Source organism: Opitutaceae bacterium TAV5, assembly GCA_000242935.3.
GTDB lineage: Bacteria > Verrucomicrobiota > Verrucomicrobiia > Opitutales > Opitutaceae > Geminisphaera.
In genome coordinates, this window is sequence record CP007053.1 from 743,574 (window position 1) to 762,659 (window position 19,086).

Genomic DNA, 19,086 nt, shown 5'->3' on the forward strand with positions numbered 1-19,086 from the left:
GCGTATCCCGCCTCGCGTGACGCGAGGCGCCCCCTTCCCGCAACGCAACCCATACACAGACCCGCAATCCAGACATGAAAACATCGTTCTCCATCCCGCGCCCCGGTGCGCTCCTCCTCCTGGTTTCCGGCTTGCTGGCCGGAGCCCTCGTCCATGCCCAGTCGGTGATCGTCAACGACATGTTCACCGGGGTTTCCGGCTCCGCCCAGAACGGCGCGGCGCTCGGCAACTACGGCTGGTATTTTTTCAACACATCAGCAGACGGGTACGCATGGCGGACCGACACCGCCCCCGGAGACGCCACCCGCCTTTCCGGCACCGTGCTGTCAACCACCTCCGGTTCACGGGCCAACACCTTCGCCTTCCGTCCGTTTGAGCCGGTGACGCTCGGCAGCATCGGAGAATCCATCATCCTGGAGCTCGATTTCCGTTCGGCCGGCGGCACTGCCGGGCAACTCATCGTCGGGTTGCTGGATCTTGCAACGCCCCCCGCAACCACAATCCTGGGCGGCGGGCAGAAGGCCAACCCTCTGGTCGGCGCCACGGGAGTCGAATACAGCCAGTTCCTGTACTCGTATTCGGAGCGGGTCTACCGCTACGGCACGTATTCCCTCAACGAAGCGGAGACCGGGCTGACCGGCATGTCCGTCCAGAAAGCCGGCGACTACATATCCGTCGGCGACAACGTGGACCACCACCTGGTGTTCACGCTCACGGTCGTAAGCACGGGCTTGCAGGTATCGGCCTCCATCACGGAAACCGATGGCAGCACGACGACGCTGGCAAATTACGTGATCGAAAGCGAAGCCGGTAGTTATACATTCGATACGTTGCGCCTTTCGACGCAGGGGATCTCCAGTCCGGTGTATTTCGACAACATCGTCATCAGCACGACCGCTCCGATTCCGGAGCCGGCCGTAACGGCGGCGGTGGCGGGCGCGGTTTTGCTGGCCATCGCCCTCGCCCTCCGGTGCCGGCGGCAGGCGTGAGGAAAGGACACGTCCAGACCGCGATGTGCAGGCAGACCGCTTCGGAAGCATTGCCTTTCCCTTGCGATTCCGGAAACCTTGCCGGCACATCATGAAAAACCTCCTCCTGTTCTCCGCTCTCCTCGTTCTCCTCCCTGCCCTGCGTGCCGGCGATCTCGCCGAGGCGCAGGTGCCGGCTGTCATCGTCAACCATGTCAAGCAGCAGTACCCCAAGGCCGGCCCGATCGAATGGGACTTCGACAAGGACGACGGCGTCTACGAAGCCGAGTTCAGGATCGACGGTTTCGAGCACGACCTGGAATTCACCCCGGCCGGCGAACGGGTTTATTCGAAAATCGAAATCCCGGTGAGCTCGCTGCCCGCTGCCGTCACCGCGTATGTCACCACCCACCACCCCAAGGCAAAGATCCTCGGGGCCAAGCATATCGTGAAAGGCGACCGCCAGATGTATGACGTGGGCATCTCCGAAGGCCCGTTCTGGAAGAAAAAACACAAGAACCTCTATCTGGACGAACAGGGCGTCGTGGTGAGCAAGTAACGGGAACACGGAGGCAGCCCTAACCGCCCGCCCGCCTCTGCAAACCGGATCAGCCACGAAAGAGCGCAAAATCTTTCTGCAGATGAAGGGTGGCGTGGCGCCTACAGGCGCCATGGAGAGTCCCGCTGCGAAAAGGTCCTTTGCGCGCCTTCGCGGCCAATTCTGCCTGAAAACAAAGCTTTGCGGGGATCGAAAACGATTTCCCCGGCCGGGAAACTTCCTGCAACCTCGCGGTTTCCTCCCTTTCTCCACGCTTGCCCGCCCCGCCCGCAGGTGGTTTGCTGGTCGCTTTCAATTTTTCCCATGAAGCCGACGACTGCCAAAACGACCCTTAACAAGACCAGGCCCGCCGCACGCAAGGACCACGCGCCCGACGCCACCCGCCAGTTTTCCTCCATCGTCCACGACGGAGCCGACCGCGCCCCCAACCGCTCCATGCTCCGCGCCGTCGGATTCAAGGACCCCGATTTCCGGAAAACCGTCGTCGGCGTGGCCTCCACCTGGTCGATGCTCACCCCGTGCAACATGCACATCAACAAGCTCGCCGAATACGCCGAGCAGGGCGCCAACGAGGCCGGCGGCAAGGGCATCATCTTCGGCACCATCACCATCGCCGACGGCATCAGCATGGGCACGCCCGGCATGCGTTACTCGCTCGTCTCCCGCGAGGTCATCGCCGACTCCATCGAAACCGTCGTCGGCGGCGAGGGTTTCGACGGCCTCGTGGCCATCGGCGGCTGCGACAAGAACATGCCCGGCTGCGTCATGTCCATGGCCCGCCTCAACCGCCCCAGCGTCTTCGTCTATGGCGGCACCATCCTGCCCGGCATCCATCCGGAAAACAAAAAGGAGTGCGACATCGTCTCCGTGTTCGAGGCCGTCGGCCAGCACGCCGCGGGCAAGCTCGACGCCGCCGGCCTCAAGGTCGTCGAGGAGTGCTCCATCCCCGGCCCCGGCTCCTGTGGCGGCATGTACACGGCCAACACCATGGCCAACGCCATCGAGGCCCTCGGCCTCTCGCTCCCCAACTCCTCCGCGCAGATCGCCATCAGCAAGGAGAAGGAGGAAGACTGCCGCCGCGCCGGCGCCGCCGTCGTCGAACTCGCGAAAAAAGGCATCCGCCCCCGCGACATTTTGACGAAAAAAGCCTTCGAGAACGCCATCACCGTGGTCATCGCGCTCGGCGGCTCGACCAACGCCGTGCTCCACCTGCTCGCCATCGCGCACACCGCCGGCGTGAAGCTCACCATCGACGACTTCACCCGCATCGGCAAACGCGTGCCCGTGCTCGCCGACCTCAAGCCCTCCGGCAAATACGGCATGGTCCACCTCTCTCGCATCGGCGGCATGCCCCCGCTCATGAAGACGCTGCTCGACCGCGGCCTCATCCATGGCGATTGCCTCACCGTCACCGGCAAGACCGTGGCGGAAAACCTCAAGGACGTGAAACCGTATCCGGCCGATCAGGACGTGATCCGCCCCTTCGACCAGCCGATCAAGGCCGACAGCCACCTGCGCATCCTCTACGGCAACCTCGCGCCCGAGGGCTCCGTGGCGAAAATCTCCGGCAAGGAGGGCCTGCGTTTCTCCGGCAAGGCCATCGTGTTCGAAGGCGAGGAAGCCGCGATGAAGGCGATCCTCGACGGCCGCGTGAAGGCGGGCCACGTCGTCGTGATCCGTTACGAGGGCCCCGTCGGCGGCCCGGGCATGCGCGAGATGCTTTCGCCCACCAGCGCCATCATGGGCCGCGGTCTCGGCAAGGACGTGGCGCTCATCACCGACGGACGTTTCTCCGGCGGCTCGCACGGTTTTGTCGTCGGCCACATCACGCCCGAAGCGGCGATCGGCGGCGCCATCGGTCTCGTGAAAAACGGCGACCCGATCACCATCGACGCCGTCAAGAACCAGATCACGCTCGACATCGCCGCGAAGGAAATCGCCGCGCGCAAGAAGGCGTGGAAACCGAAAAAGCCCTACGCCACCCGCGGCGTGCTCGCCAAGTACGCGAAGCTCGTCAGCACCGCCAGCGAGGGCGCGGTGACGGACAAGTACCTGTGATCTTGCGCGAGCGGCAGCCCTTGTGGCACGGGCTTCCAGCCCGTGCACGTCGCCTCCCCGTTCCGCGTGGCATGGGCTTCCAGCCCATGATTCCAGGCACATGGCCAAGGATGGCCATGCCACGCAATCCCATGGGCTGGAAGCCCGTGCCACATCAACTGCCGTCCGCGTAGCATCAGCTGATGTTACGCGCGGCCTCCTCGGAGCGGCAGCGAACTCAGATATGGATCGCCTCGCCCATCGAGGCGGCGGCGGCTTCCATGATCGCTTCGCTCAGCGTCGGGTGGGCGTGGATCGTCTGGTGGATTTCCTCGACCGAGGCTTCCAGTTCGATCGCCAGGCCGTACTCGGCGATCAGTTCCGTCGCCTCGCTGCCGATGATGTGCGCGCCGTAGATCTCGCCGGTCTTCGCATCCGTGACGACTTTCACAAATCCTTCGCTCTCGGCCGAGGCCACCGCCTTGCCGGACGCCGTGAAGGGGAACTTGCCGACCTTGATATCGAGCTTTTTGTCCTTCGCCGCCTTCTCGGTGAGGCCGATGGAGGCCACTTGCGGCTGGCAATAGGTGCAGCCGGGGAAGTTTTTCACGCGCTTCGGCTTGCCGTGTCCGAACATGCCGTTGACGGCGTTGACCGCTTCGAAGGTCGCGATGTGGGCGAGCCAGGGCGGGCCGATGATGTCGCCGGCGGCGTAGATGCCCTTGATCGTCGTCTGGTAGTCGTCGCCGACCTTCACGTAGTTGCGGTCGAGATCGACACTGGCGGCCTTGCCGAGCACGCCCTCGATATTGGCCACGACACCGATCGCCGAGAGCAGGAAATCGGCCTCGACCTCCTGCTTCTTGTCGCCGGTCACGAGGTCCACTTTCACGGAATCCTTCCCGACCCGGAAGTTTTCGCACTTCGTGTCGACGAGCGTGGTGATCCCCTGCTTGTCAAAGGCGCGATGAAGGGTCTTGGCGACCTCCGCGTCCTCGACCGGAAGGATCTGCGGGAGCATCTCGACCAGCGTGACCCTGGTGCCGAGCGCGTTGAAGAAATAGGCGAACTCCACGCCGATGGCGCCGGCGCCGACGATGATGATCGATTTCGGCAGCTTCGTGTTGGCGAGCGCCTCGCGGGAAGTCATCACCCGGTCCCCGCTGTAATCGAGACCCGGGATGCGGCGCATCCGGCAACCGGTGGCGATAAGGATGTTTTTGGCCTTGAAGAACTTCCCCTTGTGCTCGCCCTCGGTGATCTCGACCATGCCGGCGGCGGGCACGTGGCCCTTGCCGATGAAATAATCGACCTTGTTTTTCTTGAACAGGAACTCGATGCCCTTGGCCATCTGCGCGGAGACGTCGCGCGAACGGCTCATGACTTTCTCGAAATCGAACGAAACGTCCGTGGCCGTGATGCCGTAGACATCGCTCTTTTTCATTTTCTGGTAAAGCTCGGCGCTCTTGAGGAGGGCCTTTGTCGGGATACAGCCCCAGTTGAGGCAGGTGCCGCCGGCGCGCTCGAGTTCGATGCACGCCACCTTTTTGCCAAGTTGTCCGGCGCGAATCGCGCCTGCGTAGCCCGCCGGGCCGCCGCCGATGACAATGAGATCGTATTCCGTAGTTTCAGCCATGATGAGAGTGGAAGGGCCAAACGTGCCTCGTCCGCGAAAAAGGGCAACCGTTCTTGACGCATGCCCCTGCCGCAGAGGGCATATCGGCTGCATCCGGGCTTGCACCGGCGGGTTGCGCATTTACTTATGGGAACCGTCATGAACTTTCTCCCCCGGCCCGCCCTTTTCCGGTTGTTCCTCGTCATCATGATTGCCGGCGTCGGCACGGCCGGAACGCTCGCCGCCGCGACGCGGACGTTTACCGACCGGCAAGGCCGCACGATCCAGGCAGAATTCGTGTCGCTCGAAAACGGCGTCGTGAAGATCCGGCGCGATGACGGCATCACCTTCGACCTGCAACTTTCCTCGCTGAGCGATGCCGACCAGAAGTGGATTCGCGACGAGGCCGCCAGACCGGCCGCGCTCCCGGCCACCGCGCTCGCCGTCGAGATGGTCCGCTCGACCTACAGCACCGAGAAGGACGAAAAAACCCGGCCCGGCCTCGTCCTCACCCTGGAGCAGTCGGGCTACCGGGTAAAAATCACCAACAAGACCGCCGCCCCCCTCTCGCTCACGGCCAAATACCGGGTGTTTGTGCAGAATGACACCGGCTCTTCCAACCAGGCCACGGAAGGCGGCATCCGCAAGACCGAAGGGCAGGAAGAAATCACCGGGCTCCCGCCCTATAAGACCACCGAATTCCGCACCAACCCGATTCCGCTCGGTTCGCAGAAGCTGAAACCCGGTTATGCCTGGAAGGATAGCAAAAAGCCGCGCGAGAAAATCGCCGACGAGATCATCGGCATCCAGTTGCGGGTGTACGCGGGCGATCAGCTCGTGGTCGAGCGCCACGTGCCGCCCAGCCTCGAAAAAACGCAACCGTGGTAAAACGGAGCGGCGAGCGGCGGAGCGCGGGATGGCGGATGCCGCCCTGGTCGCCACCGATTTTTTCAGCCGCAACAGCCGATCCTGCTCCTCCCGCACTTGCGAAGCACTCGCCGATGGCGGACAGTGTCGGCATGTCACGCCGTATTCATCATCCTGTTTTCCCTTTGCTGCCCGGCGCGCTCTTCGTCGTCCTGCTGGTGGCTCTCGGCCTGGCCGGCTGCTCTTCGCCGCAACGCCGTATCGAAAAAAATCTCGCGCTCTTCGAGAGCCTGCCGGCGGAACAGCAGGAACTCATCAAGCAAGGCAAGGTCGGCCTCGGCTTCACGCCCGAGATGGTGTTGCTCGCCGTCGGCGAACCCGACCGCAGATGGCTGCGCACCGACGAAACCGGCGACAGCGAGGCGTGGAGCTACACCACGTATGCCGGCCCCGGTGGCATGATGCTCTACAGCGGCTGGTATCACTCCTACTACAGCGCGTGGTACCCGTACTACACCTCCTATGGACCGCGCGTGGACCGCGAGTATTTCCGCGTGTCGTTCAAGGACGGCAAGGTCGTCAGCGTGACACAGGACGTACGATAAGACCCGGCATTGCCGATGCCGGACCCGGGGCGGGGTCGGGGCTGGGGGCCGGGCAAGCGCCGAGTGAACCGGCATCGATTCCTCGTCCGCGCTTCCCCGTTACAGGATCAGCATCGCATCGCCGTAGCTGAAAAAGCGATACTCGCGGGCAATGGCTTCCGCATAGAGCTCACGCAACCAGGCGATGCCGTCCATCGAACCCGGCGCCAGAAACGCCGCCACCAGGCACATCAGCGTCGAACGCGGCTGGTGGAAGTTGGTGATGAGCGCATCCACGCCGCGAAACACACGCGGCGGGTAAATGTAGATCGAGGCTTCGGCGACATGCGGACGGCGTCCGGCGCTGTCCTGCCGGCCGGCCTGATCGCCGGCGCCGCCCGTCAAGACCGGTTGCCGGGCCAGAAAATCCTCAATGGTGCGCACGGTTGTCGTGCCCACGGCAATACGTCGTCCGCCGTTGTTTCCTGCACGCGGAGCGAGGAGGGCTTGCTGCGTGGCCGGCGACATCTCGTAAATCTCGCGGTGGATGGGATGCTCCTCGATCGTGCCGGTGGCGATGGGCTTGAAGGTCCCCAAGCCGACGTGCAGCGTGACATCCGCCGTGGTGACGCCGAGCCCCGCCACCCCGGCGAGCAACTCCGGCGTAAAATGCAACCCGGCGGTCGGCGCGGCCACGGCGACCTGCCTTGCCCGGTCGGCATAAACGGTCTGGTAACGCTCCAGGTCCAGCGCCCGCCGCCCGGCGGCGTCGGCGGAAAACGCCGGGTCCGTCACCTCCGCCTCCACGCGGGCGCGTTCGATGTAGGGCGGCAGCGGCACATCGCCGAGCCGGTTGGCGACCTCGACAATGGACCCGCCGCCGGAGCGGCCTCCGGCGGCGCCCTCGCCCGATGCCGCCGGCACGTCGAACCGGACCAGCGCCGCGCCCTCCGCATCCTTTTCCAGAACGACGGCCGAAAAATCGGCGCCATGGGCAAAGATGCCGCCGACGGGCAGTTTTTTGCCCGGACGGACGAGACACCACCAGACATTGTCGCCGCGCGCCGGTTCGGGGCGCAGCAACAGGCACTCGACGGCTCCGCCGGTAGGGCGCCGGGCATGGAGACGGGCGGGCAGCACGGCGGCGTTGTTGCGGAAGAGAATATCGCCTGCGCGCAGCCATCGCGTCAGGTCGGAGAAATGCGCGTGTGTCACCGAGCGGGCGGCGCGATCCACGACCATGAGGCGCGAGGCATCGCGGCGGGCAGCCGGGGTTTGCGCGACGAGATGCGCGGGCAGGTGGTAATCGAAAAGATCGGTGGAAAGTGGCACGGACGGAGAGAAAACGGTGGTGTGAGACAGAACGGGAGAAACGGAGCGGGAAAATGAAGCTTGCGCTTGTGTGGCGTGCGAGTTTGTTCCGCAGTTCCTCACCAAGGCCGATGTAGCTCAGTGGTAGAGCAGCGGTATCGTAAACCGCTGGTCGTCGGTTCGACTCCGACCATCGGCTCCACTTAATACCCAAGCACTTACGAAAGTCCGGGCGACCGGCTGGCAACCGGGTTGCCAGCAAAAACGAGGAAAATTGGCAACCGTCACCCGCTCGTCTCGCACTGGATCGTCACCGAAAGGCCGCTGCGCGAAAGATTCCAGGTCACGGTTTTCGGCATCCACTGCCCATCAATTTGCGCGGCAACGCCGGCGATGACGACCGGCGCATCGGCGCTCGGGCTCATGTCCTCCGGCGCGGGTAGCGTCACGTTGAGCGTCTTCCCGTCGCGCAAGACGGCATCGAGGCGGGAGCGGGCCGCGGTGATTGCCGTCGCTTCGTCTGGATAGGGCGTCCGGAGTCGGTCGGTCGGTGCAGTGGGATCGAGGTCGCCGGCCACAACCTCACGGTCGGTGGCGGCGTCGGCATCGCGCCAGACGGCCACCACGCGCTTGTAGATCTGGCGCTTTTTGTTGGTCCAGTCGATGCGGGTATAGCCGCCGGGCCGGATGGTCAGGGGTGGCGGCGCGGTCGGATCCACGGGAGCCTTTGCGGCGGCCTGGGCGTCGGCAGCGGTCACGAGCGCGATCTCGCCGTAGGCAATCTTCACCCACCCTCCCCTGTCGGTAACGATGCGCTGCAAAAGGTTGAGGTCGGTTTCGTCGGTCTGGTCGATGTGGGGCAGGACAACGGCTCGCAGCGAGGCGCCAACCCGGGGCTTGAGGTTATGCTCGGCGGCGATCCTGGCGACCATGTCGGTCAGCTTCGTGCCGGCCTCCCAACTCCGGCTTTTCTTGGTCTGCATCGGGGCAAGGTCGCCGGGTGTGCCTTGGTCACTGTGCGATGCCGTCCGGGCCGTCAGGCTGAACTGCGCCGGGGGGTCGGACCATTTTACCTCGTCGAGGGAATAGCTGCCCATATCGCGCGGCGGGTGACCCTTGAAGCCAAGGGAGAGACGGAGGATGGTGTCAGGCTCGGGGATGACGGTCGCCTTGGCGGCGTCGGCCAGCACGAGGGTCAGGCTGTCGGCCTGGACGCCGGCGTTGTCGGTCAGGGTCAGGCTAATGAGGTGGGGAAGGATGCGGTCGGTGATGTCGAGCGCGTCAGCGAGCAGGCGGAAGGTGGGCGTCATGTCCTAACTTTGAGTTTCCTGGGATGAAATTGGGATGTCACCAGAGGCGGCGATGTCGCTGCGGCTCGGCGGGGATGGCGGGGAGCGTGATCGTCAGGCCGGCCGGCAGGCGCGGCGGGTAGTTGAGCAGGTGCGGGTTGGCCTCGATGACCGTTTCCGTGACACCGGCCGTGGTGCCGTAGTGGAGTTGGCAAATCTCGTCGATGGTGTCGCCCTCCGTGGTCGTGAGGGTGCGCGGGTCACTGGTCATCATGGTAGCGGGTGATGCTGATGGTGAATGTCTGCTTGCGAGGAGCGCCGCCGGGAAGGTGGTTTGACTGATCCTCGGTGATGCTCGTAATCACCCACCGCCCGAGTGACCGCCCCTGGCCGTCGGCGAGGGCTTGCGGCTCGCCCTTCGCGGCGAGGGCCCGGAGCTTGTCGAGTTGGTCGAGTCCGGCGCCCGCGTGGAGCGGGAAAACGGTGCCGGGGAGCGTGATGGTCTCGGCCTCGGGGCCGGTGTATTGGAGTATCGGTGACGCGCCAACGCGCTTTTGTTCGGCCCATTCCCATCCGCTGACTCGCTGCAAGGTGTCGAAGGCGGCCGTCGAGGTCGAAAAGGTGAAGGTGCCGAGGGCGAGGATGGGCGTAGGCATGATCAGGCGGGATCGGCGAGCGCGCCGTCGAGGAGGGCGGATTGTTGCTGGTCAATGGCGGCGACAACACGACGGACAAGTGAATCCTGGTCTTCGCCGGGCTGCTGCTGCACGCTGACGCTGACGCTGCTATGGACAGTCTTGTCGCCGGTCTGCCGCATGATTGGAGTCACGTCGGGGAGGCGGGGAATGGTGCCTGATGGCGGGATCGATCCGGATCCAGCGGGGCGGGCAGGGTCCCGGGCGACCTCCTCTTCGGCCCTGCCAAACCCGGACATGCGGAAGAGTGTCTTGATGGCACCGCCGATTTTTGTGAAAATGCCAAACTTCTCTTCGAGCCATTTGAACATCGCGCCGTAGGCACGAATGACGAGGCCAAGTGGAGACCACGAAAAGATCGCCTTGAGAAAGTCCCATGCGATGGAGATGTTGGTTTTGAGCCCGTCCCACAGCCACGACCATGCGGACGCAACGGCGCTGGTGATTGCGACGGAGAATGCCTTGATCGGTTCCCAATGACGACGGAGGAGCCGGAAGACGCCGAAGAGCGGGAAAATGACACGGAGAATGCCGTCGAAAATCGGATGATCGTCGAACCATGTGTTGATGGCGCTCCAGTTTTTCCACAGGGCATAGATGCCGGCAACAAGTAGCCCGATGGCAACTACAACGACGCCGATGGGGTTGGCCGTGAGCGCGACGTTGAATCCGGTGATGAGCGGGATGACGCCGAGGAACGTCCGCCCGAGGCTGATGACGCTGGTAATCATCGTGCCGAATTTGAGCGCAAGCATGGTATAGCCGAGCACGCCAAGGGCAAAGACAAGGGTGTTGACCAGCCAGGGGGCCTTGCCGATCAGGCCGAACAGGAAGCCCGCCACGCGGGCAATGCCTCCGACAAGCGGAGCGAGCCCGCTGAGTGCGTTGGCGAGAGCGCCGATGGACTTGCCGACCGCCCCGCCGTTGCCAATGATGACGTTGCGCAGCGTGGTGTTGAGCTTGGTAAAGGCGGGCATGAGCGTGGTGCCGATGACCCGCCCGAGGCTGGCCCATGAGGTGCGCAGGGCACCAAGCGAGCTTTGGTATTCCTCGGCGCCGCCGGTATCCCAAACCGCGCCGGATTCGCGAGCTTGCTGGCGCATCTGCTCGATGGCCTTGCGCCCGCCCGAGAGCATGGTGTTGAAGCCGCGCCCGGCGTCTTTGCCGAACAGGTCCGACGACAGGCTGGCGCGCGTGTCGGTGTCGGCGATGCTGGCAAGGGCGTCGGAAATCGCCGCCAGCCGTTCGTCGGCAGGCATGGTGGCGAGGACACGCATGTCAAGACCCATGCGGGTAAGGGCGTCGTGCGCAGGGCCGCTTTTTTTAATGAGCGCGTCGTCGAGTCCCTGGCTGAGTTTATCGAGCCCGCCCTCGAATTTTTCCGCCCCCATGCTGGACTGTTCAGCGGCGAAGCGAAATTCCTGCAAGGCGGAAACCGACATGCCGAGGCGGGAGGAGGCTTGATTGATGGCTTCACCCTCGGCGGCGGTTGCGTTGACGAACTTGTATGAGGCGGTCGTGGCGGCGGAAATGATGCCGGCGCCTGCAAGGACTGTCTTCCCCAGGTCAATGGCCCTTGTTTTCGTATCTTTCCAGGCATTACTGAATGCAAGCTGGCGCTGCAAAACCTCGCCAAGCCGCTTATGCTCCGCGGTGAGGGCGGCGACATCCTTGCCCTCGGCCTTGAGGGCAATGGTGCGGTCCTTTATCGCCTTCTCCGACCTTCTGTAAGTCTTCTCCGCCTGGTCATGCTGTTTGGTGAGGCGGGCCAGAATGGCGGCCTGCTCCTCGGTCGGAGCCGCCGCGCTCTCCATCGCCCTTCTGGACGACTCGTACTGGATCATGAGGCGCGCCTGGGCGTCGGTTTGCTCCTTGGTGCGGAATGTGACGCCGGCCATTTTCTCCTCGAACGCAAGGAGCGCCTTTTCGGATTCCTCAAAATGCTTGGCGGCGCGAGTCGAATCTAACGTATCCCGGTATTTGTCGAGGGCCAGCTTGGCGTCGGCGAGAGCTGTAGTGTTTTTCTCGTGCTCTCCGAAATCGGGAAGGCCAAGTCCCTGTTGCTGTGCCCTGGTCTTTTCGACGATGCCGCCGAGTCCGCTGATATCGCCCTTGGCCTTGCCCATCGTGGATGCCCAGCCTGCGCCGAGCGCGGCGCCAAGCGTGAGGGTGACTGCGGTTCCGGTGGATGCCATGCCGCGACTCTAGCGCAGCAGACAGACGGGGTCTTGTGCGGAGGGTGTGACCCGGCAAGAGCGTCAGAGGAAGGAAAGCGTGATGCCGGCCGCTTCCAGTATGGCGACGAGCGCACCCGCAAAAAGCAGGAAGGTCAGACCGGCAACCAGGAGGGTAACGAAGGCTGCAACAGGGTGCTCAATGACAAACAGCACCCCCGCAAGCAGGACGGTGGCGAATGTTTTGAGTGCCTCGATCATGCCGGGAGCCTGCAACAAAATGCCCCGCCCGTCAAGGACGACAGGCGGGGCGCCAATCAGTGGGCGGCAGACTTGCTGAGGTCGATGGCTGCCTGGAGAAATTCTACAAATTCCTCGAAATCGAGGCGATCGATTTCCGATAGCGGCCAGCCGGTGGAGTGGGCGAGCGCGATGATGCCCCGCGTCAGGTCGTGGCGCGGGGGGAGATAAAACCCGCCGCGGCCTTCGAGACTTCGAGGAAGTCGGCGCCGTCCATGCGGTCAATGTCTTCGGGGGAGAGCTCGGCAAGATTGCCGGCAAGACGCGCCTCCTTGTCGAAGTCAGTGCCTCCGCTGTTGTGCATGATGCGCAGGTCGCGCACGAGGGGCCGGCGAATGGTGACTTCGCTGCATTCGGTGCCGTCGGCCTTTTTGAAGGGATGCTTGAGCTTGATGGTTGTCATGGTGGATTGATACGAATTCCAGAAATGGGAGCAGGAGCGGGAATCGAACCCGCACATTCCGCGTTATGAGCGCGGCGAGCTACCGTTACTCTACCCTGCTAAAGGGGCCCGCCTATTTGAGCATCGTTGATAGGCTTGGCAGGCACTGAAAGATTTTACATGCCGAGGGCCCGGCGCTGCTCGGCAAGCTGGTCAACGCCGTTGACGATCCGCTTCATGTTGGGGACGTCGATCTCGTGGACGACGCGCCCGCCTTGCGTGTATTTGTAATACGAGAGCGTGGCCGTGAATTTGACCGTCGCCTTCTCGCCGGGCTTCCAGGCTCCGTGTTCGTGCGCCTTGACGAGGCCGGTCATTTTGACCTCGACGGCCGTAACGGTGTCTCCGAGGGACTGGAGGGCGCCACGGGCGGTCAGGTTGATGCTCTTGCCGAAGGTGGCGAGGATTCCCTCGTCAACCTTGGAGAGGGTGCCGGAGGCTTCGAGCTTCTCCATGCCCTGGTCAATATCGAGCGGGGCGTCCATGCCGGCTGCACGGTATTCCTCGGTCTTGAGGGTGAGGTTGGGAAGCTGCATTTCGTCGATGTTGCCGGCATAGCCGACAGACTCGACGAAGAGGTTGAAGTTTTTGAGGATGTTGTCGGCGGCGGCCATGATGCGGTATCCTTGTTTCTGTTACGTTGGCGGTGCGGGTTGGCGGTGCAGGTTGCGGATTAGCTGCTAGCGAAGATAACGTCGTAGTAGTCCTCGACGGTCTCGGCGTAGAAGGCGATGTGCTCGGCGGGCGGAGGCGGCGTGAACTTGTAGCGGAACCGGATGACGCCCTGCGCGAGGTCGTTGTTTTCGTTGTCGGCACGGTCATACCAGCACTCGCCGCCGAGGATGGCGCCCATTGCGACGAGGGAGCGCAGGTAGCTGTTGACGCCGTCGGCGATGGACTCGCAAAGCTGGCGCGTGACGGGGCGGTCAACGGCCCACAGGTGGGCGCGCTGGATCGAGTCGGCGATAACGTCGGCGGTGCGGCGCGTGGAGAGGAAGGCGAACTGCGGATCGCTGGAGAGGGTGCGGTTGCCCCACAGGCGGAAGCCGTCCTGCCGGATGATGGTGGCGACGTTTTGCTCGTTGAGGAGGTTGGCGCGGGAGTTGGGATCGCCGAGGAGGAAATCGACGGGGCGGGCGGTGCCGGTGATGCCGAGGATTTCCTGGTTGGAGGGGGACCACCAGAAGCCGCGGTCGTTGTCAGACTTGGCGATGAGGCCGGCGACGCGGGCGGAGTTGGGGCGGACGACTTCGACGCCGTCGGCGAACACCTTGACGGCGGGATCGACGAGGTAGGCGCGGGCGTTGCCGAAGTCGCCGGCGTAGGTGATGGCGGCTTCATCGGTGGTGTTGGGCCCGTCGATCGGGACGACGGCGCGGAGGCGGTCGGCGACGGAGAGGAGTTCGTCGGCGCAGGCTTTTGTATTCGTAAAGCCAGGAGCGATGAGGATGCGCGGGGAGAAGCCGACGACGGACTCGGCATCGACTAGGCACTGGATGCCGGTCGAGCCGTCGGGGGTGACGTCGCCGATGATGTTGGTGAGGGTGGCGGCGGCGATTTCAGCGGGGGTGGCGCCTTCGCCTTCGGCGACGCGGACGACAATGACGACGGCGCCGACCTGGTCGAAGATGTCGTCAAGCGCGGCGGGGAGCGTGCCGGTCTCGCCGAGCAGGGCGGCTTCGCGGCGGGACGCGGCGATGAGCACGGGGCGGTTAAGCGGGAAGGCAGCGGCGTCGGCCTCGGGAGCGGTGCCGACGATGCCGATGACGGAGGTTCTGACGGTGCGGATGGCGCGGGGGCCGTTGGTGACTTCGAGGACTTCGACGCCGTGGAGAAACGTGGTGCTCATGAGTTTTGCGGAGAGGTTAGCGTGTGATCGGGAAAGGGTCTTGTGCGGCTTGTGTGCGAGACGGTTATTTTGTCATGCGGTCGAGTTGCCGTTTGATTTCGGCGGTGCGCTCGTCGATGCGCAGGAGCAGTTCGCGGGAGTTTTGCACCTGCTCTTCCAGCGTGTTGATGCGCCGTCCGTGCTCGGAGATCTGGTATTGAGCCACGGCGAAAGAAGAGAACGCCCCGCCGACGGTCACGACGAGAGCGAGCCAGACGCCGGCAGGCAGTTTGACGGGAGTTTTTTCAGTAATGCTGGAGGTATTCACTGGCGTTCGAGTTCGTATTCGAGATCGGCGATGGTATGGAGGGCGTCCCGGCACCATTCGGGCGCGGCAAGGCGGGCAGCTTCGAAATCCGGGCGGCGCATGAGGCGTGCGCCGTTGTCCAGCTTCGCGGATACGCAGCCGGAGAGACAGCCGGAGAGAAGGCTAAGACTGAGGAGGGCGGTCAATGGCTTCATCGGCTGCGGTTTTCTTGGCGTTGCGGCGGCTGTCGGCTTGTCGCTCCCGCGCCCGTTGGGCCACGCCGACAAGCGCCGGGATGGCCCGAAGGATGGCAAGCAGGAATGCGAGGAATTTTGCCATGTGCGGTTGCGGTCAGAGTTTCTTCCCGCCGAGCGCGGAACCGATGTAGCCGCCGAAGTAAAAGATCTTGTCGAGGATCTTGAACCAGGTCGCTGATTCGAGCTTGTCGGTCCAGTCGTCGTCGGTGGTTTCGGTCGTGTCGGCAACGCGCTTGTGCCACCAGGCGACAAGCGCCTGATAGGCGAGGCTGGCCGTGCCGTAGATTGTCAGGGCCGTGAAAACCCATCCCGGCACCTTGGCGAGGACGCTGGCGGCGATGCCCTGCACGTTCTCCGGCAGGCTCTGGATAAGAGCATTGGCGGCGCTAGCGGCTTCCTGCGCGAAGGCAGAGGCAGCAAGCATGTTGAGGAGGAGGGCGAACAGCCCGAGGAACACGAGTAGCTTTTTCATGGTGTTGGTGTTTGGATTTCGGTTACGTTATGCTGCCGAAGCGGCGGGAAGTGGTTAGGTCGTGGCCTTGCCTTCGACGTTGCGAGCCACGCGGTCCGCCGTGCGCTTTTCGAGCCACATCAACCCCGTCTCGAAGTGCGTGATGGCGATGGCGTTTTCGCGGCAGGGGAATTTGCCGTTGAGGTGCTGGATGCGGTTGATAAGGACACGCGCCAACTCCTCATTGGTAGTCCCGTCATTGACGGTGACGAGGGTTGCGGAACCCGGAGACTCCGGAACCTTTTCGATGAACTGAATCACCTGGCCGGGAGCGTCCTTTTTCTCGAAGTTCGCGAGTTCGTATCTGTGTCCTTCCGTGAGGATTTTCATGTTAGCGATAGTGCCACGGCTGCGGGTTGAACCCGTCCCCGTGTTGTGGCGTGACGACGGGAGCGGGTGTTTCGGTGTGTGCCGGTTGCGTGGATACGCACCCGGCGAGAGTGACGATGGCCGCGAGAGCGGCGATCAGGTGTAGTAAACGAGCCATGCGGAATCCTTTTGGGCTTGTGAGAGGCTGAAAAACTCCCGGCGCTGCGGCTCGAAGACGAACAAGCCGCGGTCGGTATAGACGACGTTGACGGCGTGGCCGGTGGCCGGGTTGGCCGGATCGGTTCGGTAGCAGAGAATGCCGATAGGGCAGCCTTGCCCGGAACCGAGATTGAGGAGGCGTGCGCGGTAGTGTTTCCATGCGCCGAGGAAGACGGCGGCGAGGGCGAAGTTGTCGCAGTCGTAATAATCCTTCCACGCATCCCCGCATACCTTGTTCAGCATGTCTTCCAGTTCGCCGAAGAATTGCCCCGTGCCATCGAGCGGCACGGGATCATAGGACGCATCCAGCACGCTGACTTGCGCATTCGGGAAGACGGCGCGCGTCTGGTCGTGGAGTTGCTGCGCGGTGATCATGGTCAGGATTCGGAAATTTGTGCCTCAGATTTCTCGATTTGTGAGACGCTACGGGTTTTGTGACTCACGGATGAGCCGCTACGTTTTCAGCGAACGATAGAAGCCGATCCATTCGGCTTCGGTGGTGAGGGGAGACGCCGACAGTTGCCGCCAGCGCACCCAGGCAGGCGTGCCGGAAGCCCATAAAGGCAACTCGGTAATGCCGGCGGCGGACATGATGCGAAGCCAGGACGCCAAGGACTCCAGCGGAGTGCCCCGCAAGGGCGGTGTCAGGACAACCAGACCTTGCGGGGTGATTACCTCGCCGTAAGCAGCCTGCGCAATGGCCGTGCCGAGCGCGGTCAACTGCACCGGCGAGAGGCTCGCGGCGAACCGGCGAAGCTCCAGCGTGGGCAGTTTTTGCAGGTCGATCGGCGCAACCGCGGGCGGCAATACCAGCGGCTCGACCGGCTTCCACTCGGGTTCGTCGTTATCCGGGATCTCGACGGGCGCGGAAAGCTCGGCGTCGGTGCCAAAGATGGCATCGAGGTCGGCCTCGTTATCCGCGCCGGCCGGCGGAAGGACGGCGAGCGCAACACCCGCCGCCGTGACGAAGAGCAGGGCAACGCCCAGGAGATGGACAAGCGGGTTGTTGCGCATGGCTTATTTGACCTCCTTGAGGAGAGCGATCTGCTTGCGCAGGTCATCAATGCGCTTGTTCGTGGCGGCAGTCTGGTTCGGCAGAAGCGAAACGGCGGTCTGCTCTTTGGCGAGCAAGTCGATGGCTGCACCCTTGTTGGTGTCGGCGATCTTCTTTGCGTGGCCATTAAACCACTTGACGAAAGCCGATTCGACAATGCCTTGACCCAGGTGCTTGGCATTCCAGACCGGCGCGAAGTCGGCGAGGATGCCCAGCGCCTTGGCGCGGCGGATGCCGGCAAGGTAGATGCCGCCAGTCCCACTACCATCCAGCGCGTTCAGTTCATCGGCGGTGGCGTAGTACTGATAATAGTAATACGACTGGCCGCCGGTGCCGATGGTGAGGAGCTTGCGGGCGAGCCCGGCGTCATCGGCGTCCTGGTCGAACACGGGAAGGGTCTTGCCCGTGGCCGGGTCAATGTTCTTCGCGTTGAGCGAAAACTTGATGGCCCAGGTCGCAACGTTCGGGTTGACCGTGGCGATGGCATCGATGTCGGACAGAAGCGACTGCACCGACGCGAGGTTCTCCGTGCGGAAAGCCGCGCTGGCAGCGGTGTTGTCGGCCTTGGCCTGCGCAATGGCGGCCTTGTCGCCGCTGGCGGTGGCAATCTTGAGGCGAGCCGAGTTGGCAGCATACAGGTCATTGCAGGCGGTATAGAGCGCCTGCCCGGTTTCGGCCGGAGAGGCGGCGAAAAGGCCGCTCGCAAAGGCGAGAGCCGAGATAATGAGGATGAATTTCTTCATGGTGATGTGTGGTTGGTTTTTCAGTAATCCGCACGTATGCGGAAAGTGGTTACGGAAAGTCAGTAGGCCGGTGCGACCGAGACCCATTCGGCGGTCGCTTCGCGCCAGAGCGAATGCCCCGCGCTGTCCTGCTCATGCGCGGCGTAGGTCATGAGGTTGTACGTCCACGACAGGTTTGTAGCCGTGGGCTTGATCGTGGCTGTGACCGGGATGTAAAACGTAATGCTGCCCACGCGCCCGCTGGCATCGATCTTGTTGCCGACGCCGCCGGAATCGGTGAGCGGCAGGGCGCGAATCTTGCGAGTGTCCCCGCCCGCCGTCGCACCGGTGCACGTGTAGTAAATCTTCGTTCCGACCGGAATGACCTGCCCGGACACCAGGCTACCGGAGAGGTCGGGTGTGTGGATATACACGGTCAGCGTGCCCGAGGCGTAGTTGTCCGTGGCGAGCTTCAATTCGGCATCGGTAAACCCTTCCGGCATCTGGATCGTTACCTTCGCGTATTGCGGGCGCCCGTCGATGGCGGCACGGGTTGAGGCCGGCGTCATGGCCCGGTTGGTGGCTGTGCCGGCCGTCGCCTCGGCATTGCTCGCAGCCGTCACAGTGATCGTGCGGTTGGCTGTGAGATTGCCGCCGCCGGTGGCGAGACCGCTGGCACTGATGGTGCGGGAACCAATGACGAGCGTGCCGGCGTCGAAGGGGAGACTGATGCTCGGGTATCCGCCGATGCTGATGCCCGGCGCTGTGAGGTAAACGGTTTCATCCCCATTGCTGAACGGGATTGCGGACGGGACGGAAGCACTCGTGCGCATTCCCGGCAGGTCCGCCCAGCCCTGCACGAAGGCGCCGTCGAGCGCGGCGACAATCGCGGCCTCGTTGGCCGTCCAGAAGTCGGCCGGAGCCCGAAGCGTGCCGTCGGGATTGGTGGTAACGGTCACGAACGACGGCGGCGGCAGCGTCTGCGCGGCGGCGGCGAACGGAAGAATGAAGGCGAGGATTCGGGCGAGCGTGTGCATG

The 19,086-nt window shown here is 63.6% G+C and carries 23 protein-coding genes and 2 tRNA genes; 6 read left to right on the plus strand and 19 right to left on the minus strand.

The annotated features are described in order from the left end of the window. The first annotated feature begins 74 nt into the window (after positions 1-74). The 3 genes from OPIT5_03670 (at position 75) to OPIT5_03680 (ending at position 3,585) form a co-directional block, all read left to right on the plus strand. The gene (locus OPIT5_03670) at positions 75-989 is read left to right on the plus strand and encodes a hypothetical protein (GenBank protein AHF94012.1); all 915 of its coding nucleotides are present in this window, start codon (positions 75-77) and stop codon (positions 987-989) included. A 91-nt stretch (positions 990-1,080) separates the two neighbouring features. Beyond that, positions 1,081-1,527 carry a hypothetical protein gene (locus tag OPIT5_03675; protein ID AHF89503.1) on the plus strand — a complete coding sequence of 149 codons (447 nt, stop codon included), beginning with the start codon at positions 1,081-1,083 and terminating at the stop codon, positions 1,525-1,527. A gap of 303 nt (positions 1,528-1,830) precedes the next feature. Then, entirely contained in the window at positions 1,831-3,585 is a 1,755-nt protein-coding gene (locus OPIT5_03680) for a dihydroxy-acid dehydratase (protein ID AHF89504.1), read from the plus strand. 217 nt (positions 3,586-3,802) lie between these two features. On the opposite strand, the gene OPIT5_03685 is transcribed toward OPIT5_03680, so the two are convergent. Beyond that, entirely contained in the window at positions 3,803-5,200 is a 1,398-nt protein-coding gene (locus OPIT5_03685; GenBank protein AHF89505.1) for a dihydrolipoyl dehydrogenase, read from the minus strand. A 126-nt stretch (positions 5,201-5,326) separates the two neighbouring features. On the opposite strand from OPIT5_03685, the gene OPIT5_03690 reads away from it, so the two are divergent. Both OPIT5_03690 and OPIT5_03695 read left to right on the plus strand, forming a co-directional pair. Next, positions 5,327-6,067 carry a hypothetical protein gene (locus OPIT5_03690; GenBank protein AHF89506.1) on the plus strand — a complete coding sequence of 247 codons (741 nt, stop codon included), beginning with the start codon at positions 5,327-5,329 and terminating at the stop codon, positions 6,065-6,067. 164 nt (positions 6,068-6,231) lie between these two features. Beyond that, positions 6,232-6,651 (plus strand): hypothetical protein, encoded by a 420-nt coding sequence (locus OPIT5_03695; GenBank protein ID AHF89507.1) that lies wholly within the window; start codon positions 6,232-6,234, stop codon positions 6,649-6,651. A 99-nt stretch (positions 6,652-6,750) separates the two neighbouring features. Here the strand turns inward: OPIT5_03695 and OPIT5_03700 are convergent, their stop codons facing one another. Next, on the minus strand, positions 6,751-7,962 hold the full coding sequence (locus tag OPIT5_03700) for an S-adenosylmethionine tRNA ribosyltransferase (protein ID AHF89508.1): 1,212 nt from the start codon (positions 7,960-7,962) through the stop codon (positions 6,751-6,753). 106 nt (positions 7,963-8,068) lie between these two features. Between OPIT5_03700 and OPIT5_03705 the strand changes: the two genes are divergently transcribed. After that, positions 8,069-8,143 (plus strand) — tRNA-Thr (locus tag OPIT5_03705). An 82-nt stretch (positions 8,144-8,225) separates the two neighbouring features. Here OPIT5_03705 and OPIT5_03710 read toward each other — a convergent pair. The 17 genes from OPIT5_03710 to OPIT5_03790 form a co-directional block, all read right to left on the minus strand. Beyond that, entirely contained in the window at positions 8,226-9,251 is a 1,026-nt protein-coding gene (locus tag OPIT5_03710; GenBank protein AHF94013.1) for a hypothetical protein, read from the minus strand. A 37-nt stretch (positions 9,252-9,288) separates the two neighbouring features. After that, on the minus strand, positions 9,289-9,501 hold the full coding sequence (locus OPIT5_03715) for a phage tail protein (GenBank protein AHF89509.1): 213 nt from the start codon (positions 9,499-9,501) through the stop codon (positions 9,289-9,291). Continuing rightward, positions 9,491-9,886 carry a tail protein gene (locus OPIT5_03720; protein ID AHF89510.1) on the minus strand — a complete coding sequence of 132 codons (396 nt, stop codon included), beginning with the start codon at positions 9,884-9,886 and terminating at the stop codon, positions 9,491-9,493. Before OPIT5_03720 ends, OPIT5_03715 begins: the two co-directional genes overlap by 11 nt. 2 nt (positions 9,887-9,888) lie before the next feature. Further along, the gene (locus OPIT5_03725; protein AHF94014.1) at positions 9,889-12,120 is read right to left on the minus strand and encodes a hypothetical protein; all 2,232 of its coding nucleotides are present in this window, start codon (positions 12,118-12,120) and stop codon (positions 9,889-9,891) included. Positions 12,121-12,183: 63 nt separating this feature from the next. Continuing rightward, on the minus strand, positions 12,184-12,360 hold the full coding sequence (locus OPIT5_03730; protein ID AHF94015.1) for a hypothetical protein: 177 nt from the start codon (positions 12,358-12,360) through the stop codon (positions 12,184-12,186). Between the two features lie 184 nt (positions 12,361-12,544). Then, on the minus strand, positions 12,545-12,802 hold the full coding sequence (locus tag OPIT5_03735) for a hypothetical protein (GenBank protein ID AHF89511.1): 258 nt from the start codon (positions 12,800-12,802) through the stop codon (positions 12,545-12,547). A gap of 25 nt (positions 12,803-12,827) precedes the next feature. Next, positions 12,828-12,902, minus strand: a tRNA-Met gene (locus OPIT5_03740). 55 nt (positions 12,903-12,957) lie between these two features. Then, the gene (locus OPIT5_03745; protein AHF89512.1) at positions 12,958-13,455 is read right to left on the minus strand and encodes a hypothetical protein; all 498 of its coding nucleotides are present in this window, start codon (positions 13,453-13,455) and stop codon (positions 12,958-12,960) included. 59 nt (positions 13,456-13,514) lie between these two features. Continuing rightward, positions 13,515-14,690, minus strand: coding sequence for a tail protein (locus OPIT5_03750; GenBank protein AHF89513.1), 1,176 nt, complete (start codon positions 14,688-14,690; stop codon positions 13,515-13,517). Positions 14,691-14,754: 64 nt separating this feature from the next. Further along, positions 14,755-14,997 carry a hypothetical protein gene (locus OPIT5_03755; protein ID AHF89514.1) on the minus strand — a complete coding sequence of 81 codons (243 nt, stop codon included), beginning with the start codon at positions 14,995-14,997 and terminating at the stop codon, positions 14,755-14,757. Further along, positions 14,994-15,191, minus strand: coding sequence for a hypothetical protein (locus OPIT5_03760; protein AHF89515.1), 198 nt, complete (start codon positions 15,189-15,191; stop codon positions 14,994-14,996). The genes OPIT5_03755 and OPIT5_03760 overlap by 4 nt, the downstream gene beginning before the upstream one ends. A 136-nt stretch (positions 15,192-15,327) precedes the next feature. Beyond that, on the minus strand, positions 15,328-15,705 hold the full coding sequence (locus OPIT5_03765; protein AHF89516.1) for a hypothetical protein: 378 nt from the start codon (positions 15,703-15,705) through the stop codon (positions 15,328-15,330). A 54-nt stretch (positions 15,706-15,759) separates the two neighbouring features. Further along, positions 15,760-16,074 carry an ABC transporter ATPase gene (locus tag OPIT5_03770; GenBank protein ID AHF89517.1) on the minus strand — a complete coding sequence of 105 codons (315 nt, stop codon included), beginning with the start codon at positions 16,072-16,074 and terminating at the stop codon, positions 15,760-15,762. Between the two features lie 135 nt (positions 16,075-16,209). Beyond that, positions 16,210-16,647 (minus strand): hypothetical protein, encoded by a 438-nt coding sequence (locus tag OPIT5_03775; GenBank protein AHF94016.1) that lies wholly within the window; start codon positions 16,645-16,647, stop codon positions 16,210-16,212. Positions 16,648-16,725: 78 nt separating this feature from the next. Then, positions 16,726-17,286, minus strand: a complete 561-nt coding sequence (locus OPIT5_03780; GenBank protein ID AHF89518.1) for a hypothetical protein — start codon at positions 17,284-17,286, stop codon at positions 16,726-16,728. Between the two features lie 3 nt (positions 17,287-17,289). Next, positions 17,290-18,069: a hypothetical protein gene (locus OPIT5_03785; protein ID AHF89519.1), complete on the minus strand. Its 780-nt coding sequence runs from the start codon at positions 18,067-18,069 to the stop codon at positions 17,290-17,292. A 59-nt stretch (positions 18,070-18,128) separates the two neighbouring features. Beyond that, entirely contained in the window at positions 18,129-19,085 is a 957-nt protein-coding gene (locus OPIT5_03790) for a hypothetical protein (GenBank protein ID AHF89520.1), read from the minus strand. Position 19,086: the final 1 nt, after the last annotated feature.

What these genes read in the sequence shown, in the direction of transcription:
- OPIT5_03670 (AHF94012.1), top strand. Translation starts at nt 75, where the DNA reads ATGAAAACATCGTTCTCCATCCCGCGCCCCGGTGCGCTCCTCCTCCTG.
- OPIT5_03675 (AHF89503.1), top strand. Translation starts at nt 1,081, where the DNA reads ATGAAAAACCTCCTCCTGTTCTCCGCTCTCCTCGTTCTCCTCCCTGCC.
- OPIT5_03680 (AHF89504.1), top strand. Translation starts at nt 1,831, where the DNA reads ATGAAGCCGACGACTGCCAAAACGACCCTTAACAAGACCAGGCCCGCC.
- OPIT5_03685 (AHF89505.1), bottom strand. Translation starts at nt 5,200, where the DNA reads ATGGCTGAAACTACGGAATACGATCTCATTGTCATCGGCGGCGGCCCG.
- OPIT5_03690 (AHF89506.1), top strand. Translation starts at nt 5,327, where the DNA reads ATGGGAACCGTCATGAACTTTCTCCCCCGGCCCGCCCTTTTCCGGTTG.
- OPIT5_03710 (AHF94013.1), bottom strand. Translation starts at nt 9,251, where the DNA reads ATGACGCCCACCTTCCGCCTGCTCGCTGACGCGCTCGACATCACCGAC.
- OPIT5_03715 (AHF89509.1), bottom strand. Translation starts at nt 9,501, where the DNA reads ATGACCAGTGACCCGCGCACCCTCACGACCACGGAGGGCGACACCATC.
- OPIT5_03720 (AHF89510.1), bottom strand. Translation starts at nt 9,886, where the DNA reads ATGCCTACGCCCATCCTCGCCCTCGGCACCTTCACCTTTTCGACCTCG.
- OPIT5_03725 (AHF94014.1), bottom strand. Translation starts at nt 12,120, where the DNA reads ATGGCATCCACCGGAACCGCAGTCACCCTCACGCTTGGCGCCGCGCTC.
- OPIT5_03730 (AHF94015.1), bottom strand. Translation starts at nt 12,360, where the DNA reads ATGATCGAGGCACTCAAAACATTCGCCACCGTCCTGCTTGCGGGGGTG.
- OPIT5_03735 (AHF89511.1), bottom strand. Translation starts at nt 12,802, where the DNA reads ATGACAACCATCAAGCTCAAGCATCCCTTCAAAAAGGCCGACGGCACC.
- OPIT5_03745 (AHF89512.1), bottom strand. Translation starts at nt 13,455, where the DNA reads ATGGCCGCCGCCGACAACATCCTCAAAAACTTCAACCTCTTCGTCGAG.
- OPIT5_03750 (AHF89513.1), bottom strand. Translation starts at nt 14,690, where the DNA reads ATGAGCACCACGTTTCTCCACGGCGTCGAAGTCCTCGAAGTCACCAAC.
- OPIT5_03760 (AHF89515.1), bottom strand. Translation starts at nt 15,191, where the DNA reads ATGAAGCCATTGACCGCCCTCCTCAGTCTTAGCCTTCTCTCCGGCTGT.
- OPIT5_03765 (AHF89516.1), bottom strand. Translation starts at nt 15,705, where the DNA reads ATGAAAAAGCTACTCGTGTTCCTCGGGCTGTTCGCCCTCCTCCTCAAC.
- OPIT5_03770 (AHF89517.1), bottom strand. Translation starts at nt 16,074, where the DNA reads ATGAAAATCCTCACGGAAGGACACAGATACGAACTCGCGAACTTCGAG.
- OPIT5_03775 (AHF94016.1), bottom strand. Translation starts at nt 16,647, where the DNA reads ATGATCACCGCGCAGCAACTCCACGACCAGACGCGCGCCGTCTTCCCG.
- OPIT5_03780 (AHF89518.1), bottom strand. Translation starts at nt 17,286, where the DNA reads ATGCGCAACAACCCGCTTGTCCATCTCCTGGGCGTTGCCCTGCTCTTC.
- OPIT5_03785 (AHF89519.1), bottom strand. Translation starts at nt 18,069, where the DNA reads ATGAAGAAATTCATCCTCATTATCTCGGCTCTCGCCTTTGCGAGCGGC.
- OPIT5_03790 (AHF89520.1), bottom strand. Translation starts at nt 19,085, where the DNA reads ATGCACACGCTCGCCCGAATCCTCGCCTTCATTCTTCCGTTCGCCGCC.